We start from the raw sequence: 4,267 nt of genomic DNA on the forward strand, positions 1-4,267 counted from the left end.
GTCCAGGCCCGGCGGACGCGTCCGCGGAGCGGGCCGTCGGTGTTCGGGGCGAGCCTCAGCCCGGAGGCGGCCGCGATGTGGTCGGCGACCCGTGGGACGGTGAGCCGGTCGGTCCACACCTGCTCGGCGAACTCCTCCCCGCGCAGCCGTTCCAGGCACAGGTCGAGCCTGGACAGCGCGAAGCTCTCCCGGCGCAGCGGGGCGTCCTTTCCGGCGACGAACCCCACGACGTGCCCGCCCCCGCGCTCGCGCAGCCGTCGCACCACCGTGCCGCGCTCGGCCAGCAGCGCGAAGTGACGGACGTCGTGGCCGCGTTCGCGCAGCCGGCCGACGGTCTCGCGGAAGTACACCGGCTCCACCACCGTCATCGGCGCGATCACCACCCCGTCGTGGGCGGCGAGCGTGCGGTCCAGCACTTCGAAGACGCCCTGGCGCCAGGCGGGCAGGTCCTGGAAGTCCCCGCGAAGCTTCGACGGCATCATCCGGTGCAGGCCGAACCCCACGTGCTCGGGGTCGCAGACGACGCTGCCGGGGAGGCGGCGCCGGATCTCGTGCGCGGTCTGGGTCTTGCCGGCCCCGAACGGGCCGTTGATCCACAGGAGCATGCGGCGACCCTACTGCGCCGGACGGCGCGGGCGGGCACGGACCGGGTCAGAACAAGTGGAGGCAGTGCGGGGCGCGTTCGGCGCGGAAGAGGGTGTCGGCGAGGGCGGCCGCGTTCGGGTGGTGGGCGCGGATGTGCCCGGCCCGGACGAGGGTGCTCGGGGCGGTGCCGCCGAGGTAGACCGAGCCGAGGTCGCGGACGTCCAGGGACAGGTCGGGCTCCCGGTCCGTCGGGACGCACTCCGCCTTCCCGTCCCGGACGGTCAGCAGGTGGCGTCGGCGCTCGCCGAGGAACGGGTCGTCGACGTCCAGGACGAGCTCGCCGTCCGCGAACCAGCCGCGTGAGGTCAGCGCGCGCGGGACGTCCAGCAGCCGCACCCAGAGCCAGTCGGTCTCGCCGCTCGGCTCGGCGGCGCGGAAGTCCGCGAGCTGCCAGCGCAACGGGTGGTCCGCCGGGCAGTGCCGGAAGACGACCTTGTCGACCAGGTCGTGGCCGAGGACGAAGCGCGCCAGCGCGGTGTACCCGGCGTCGTCGAGGGCGATGGTCTCGTCCACCGTCAGGGTGTCCCCGTCCTTCGAGTAGCTGGCGTAGCCGTCCGGGGTGCCGTCGGCGTCCCGGTGGACGGCGACGTAGCGCGGCTTCCGGGCCACCGGCGGCTGGCCCGCGCCCAGCGCCCACCAGCGGTGCGGCCGGGACAGCGCGCCCGGCTGGGTGCGGCGGTACCGGTCGTACACCTCCTCCAGCACCGCCTCGCAGTCGGCCCGCCGCAGCAGTTCGACCGAGCCCGCCGGTGCCCCCTGTCCGTGGGGAGCGCGGGGGGCGGCGAGCCCGGCCTTCCGGCGCTGCACCGTCAGCCGCCGGGTGTGCGTCGCCGGCCCGTAGCCGAACCTGCCGTAGATCCCGGCCTCGGAGGCGAGCAGCACGGAGAGGAACTCCCCGCGAGCGCGCAGGTCGGCCAGCTGGCGCCGCATCAGCGCGGTGAGCACGCCTTGGCGGCGATGGGTGGGCAGCACACCGACCGACGTCACCCCGGCGGCCGGGACGACGGCCTGCCCGGGCAGGGTGAGCTCGAAGGTGTGGGCGCCGGCGGTGCCGACGGGCCGCCCCTCCGCCGTCACGGCGAGCAGGTTGCGGTCCGGCTCGGTCGCCGCCCACCAGACCCCGCCGCCCTCCGCGTCCGGCGCGTCCGGGAAGCGGCCCAGCGCGGCGTGGAAGGTGTGGACGAAGGCTTCGAGGTCCTGGTCGGTCGTGGAACGGATCTCCATGCGGTGCTGCTGCCTCCCCGTCGTGCCGGCCCCGCCCGGTGCGGTGCCCACCGAAGTCCAGCGTCACCGCGTGTCCGGGTCAAACGAATTTCCGGGCCCGCCGGACGACGGCCGGGGAAGCCCCCGAGGGCCGGGGGCCGTCGGCTCCGCCGGGTCGGCGGGGGCCGTTGGCACTACATTGAGGCGGAGGGGGACCGCGGGCCCGGACGGGGTGGCTGATGCACGTGATCACCGACTGGCTGCGCGGGCTGTCCGGCCCGGTCGGGTACCTGGTGGTCGCGGGTCTGGTGTTCGCCGAGGACGCCCTGTTCTTCAGCTTCTTCCTGCCCGGCGAGACCGCCGCCGTGTTCGGCGGGTTCCTCGCCGGCCAGGGCAGGATCGCCATCGGCTGGATCGTGCTGTTCGTGGTCTGCGCCGCGATCCTGGGCGACACGGCGGGCTACGAGATCGGCCGGTGGCTCGGCCCGAGGATCCTCGACTCACGCCCGATGCGGCGCCATGCGGACCGGGCCGGGCAGGCGCAGGAGCTGATCCGCCGGCGCGGGCCGGCCGCCGTGTTCTTCGGCCGCTTCGTCGCCTTCTTCCGCGCCATGGTGCCCACCCTGGCCGGGGCCTCCCGGATGCCCTACCGGCGTTTCCTGCTGTACAACGCGCTCGGCGGTGTCCTCTGGGGCGTCGGGTTCACCCTGCTCGGCTACTTCGCCGGAGCGGCCTACACCCGGGTCGAGGGCACCGTCGGCCGTGCCCTCGCCCTGCTGGTCGCCGTGGTCGTGGTCGTCGCCCTGGTGGTCTGGTACCTGCGCCGGCGCGGGCGCCGGGCCGGTGGCCCGACCCGCGAGGACCGGGACGAGGAGCCCTGACGCCCGCGCCCGCCGTCACCAGCGGTCGTGCACCTGCGGCCGGATCCGTCGGTCGTACAGCTCGCGCACCGCGGCCAGGGTGTCCGTCGCCGGCGGCGCGAGCTCCGCGGCGGCCGCGTTGGCCCGGGCCTGCGCCACGTTGCGGGCCCCGGGGATCACCGTGGTCACGCCCGGCTGCCGGGTGACCCAGCGCAGCGCCGTCTGCGCCGCCGTCGCGCCCTCGGGGGCGAGCGCGGCGAACTCCCGGGCGGCCTCGACGCCGGTCGCGAAGTCGACCCCGGAGAAGGTCTCGCCCTGGTCGAAGGACTCGCCGTGGCGGTTGTACGTGCGGTGGTCGTCCGCGCCGAAGACGGTCTGCTCGGTGTAGCGGCCCGAGAGCAGCCCGGAGGCCAGCGGCACCCGGGCCAGGATGCCGACGCCGGCCGCCTCGGCGGCGGGCAGCACCTGCTCCAGCGGCTTGAGCCGGAAGGCGTTCAGGATGATCTGCACGCTCGCGACGCCCGGGCGCGCGATCGCGGTCAGCGCCTCGGCGCAGGTCTCCACGCTCACCCCGTAGGCGGCGATCCGCTCCTCGGCCACCAGGGTGTCCAGGGCGTCGAACACCTCGTCCGAGGAGTAGACGGGCGTCGGCGGGCAGTGCAGCTGCACCAGGTCGAGCCGCTCCACCCCCAGGTTGTCCCGCGAACGGTCGGCCCAGGCACGGAAGTTGGCGAGGTTGTAGTGCTCGGGGCGCTGCTCGACCCGGCGGCCGAACTTGGTGGCGACGAACACCTCCGCGTCCGGGCGCTCCTTCAGGAAACGGCCGATCAGCCGCTCGCTGCGGCCGTCGCCGTAGACGTCGGCGGTGTCGAAGAGGGTGACGCCCGCGTCCACCGAGGCCTCCAGGACGGCCAGGGCGTCCTCCTCCCGGACGTTCCCCCAGTCGGCACCGAGCTGCCAGGTACCGAGGCCGACGATCGAGACGGGACGGCCGGTGCGGCCGAGTACGCGCTGTTCCATGGGGCGAGCCTCTCACGCCCGTTCGGACCAATCCACCTCGCCGACGGGCGCGGACATCCGGTAGGAGTGCCCGAGCACCCCGACGCGCCACCTGTGAGGCCCCTCCCGTGACCGTATCGATCGCCCTGTTCACCCAGGACCTGCGGCTGCACGACAACCCCGTGCTGCACGCCGCCCGCACCGCCGCCGACCAGGTCGTGCCGCTGTTCGTGCTGGACCCGGCCGTCGCGGACGCCGGGTTCGCCGCGCCCAACCGGCAGGCCTTCCTGGCCGACTGCCTCGCCGACCTGGACGCCTCGCTGCGCCGGATCGGCTCCCGGCTGACGGTGCGCGGCGGCGAGCCCGCCGAGCAGGCGGCCCGGGTCGCCGCCGAGGCGGGCGCCGCCACCGTGCACGTCGCGGCGGGCGTCAGCGCCTTCGCCCGCCGGCGGGAGGAGCGGCTGCGCACGCTGTTCGGCGACCGGCTGCACGTCCACGACGCCTCGGTGACGGTGGTGCCGGCGGGCCGGATCGCCCCGGCCGGCCGGGACCACTACGCG

At 75.3% G+C, this 4,267-nt stretch carries 5 protein-coding genes; 2 read left to right on the top strand and 3 right to left on the bottom strand.

Going from position 1 to position 4,267, the window contains the following annotated elements; genetic code table 11:
* Together ACFRMQ_RS38740 and ACFRMQ_RS38745 are read right to left on the bottom strand one after the other, a co-directional pair.
* On the bottom strand, positions 1 to 605 hold a 605-nt coding region (locus tag ACFRMQ_RS38740; RefSeq protein ID WP_380735591.1), incomplete at its 3' end, for an AAA family ATPase.
* Between the two features lie 46 nt (positions 606 to 651).
* Entirely contained in the window at positions 652 to 1,869 is a 1,218-nt protein-coding gene (locus tag ACFRMQ_RS38745) for a GNAT family N-acetyltransferase (RefSeq protein ID WP_380735592.1), read from the bottom strand.
* A 218-nt stretch (positions 1,870 to 2,087) separates the two neighbouring features.
* On the opposite strand from ACFRMQ_RS38745, the gene ACFRMQ_RS38750 reads away from it, so the two are divergent.
* A complete protein-coding gene (locus ACFRMQ_RS38750; protein WP_380735593.1) occupies positions 2,088 to 2,729 on the top strand; it encodes a DedA family protein in 642 nt (213 codons plus the stop codon).
* Positions 2,730 to 2,744: 15 nt separating this feature from the next.
* Here the strand turns inward: ACFRMQ_RS38750 and ACFRMQ_RS38755 are convergent, their stop codons facing one another.
* Positions 2,745 to 3,728, bottom strand: coding sequence for an aldo/keto reductase (locus ACFRMQ_RS38755; protein WP_380735594.1), 984 nt, complete (start codon positions 3,726 to 3,728; stop codon positions 2,745 to 2,747).
* Positions 3,729 to 3,835: 107 nt separating this feature from the next.
* Between ACFRMQ_RS38755 and ACFRMQ_RS38760 the strand changes: the two genes are divergently transcribed.
* The coding region (locus tag ACFRMQ_RS38760) for a deoxyribodipyrimidine photo-lyase (protein ID WP_380735595.1) at positions 3,836 to 4,267 on the top strand (432 nt) is incomplete at its 3' end.

The organism is Kitasatospora sp. NPDC056783, from assembly GCF_042789895.1.
GTDB lineage: Bacteria > Actinomycetota > Actinomycetes > Streptomycetales > Streptomycetaceae > Kitasatospora.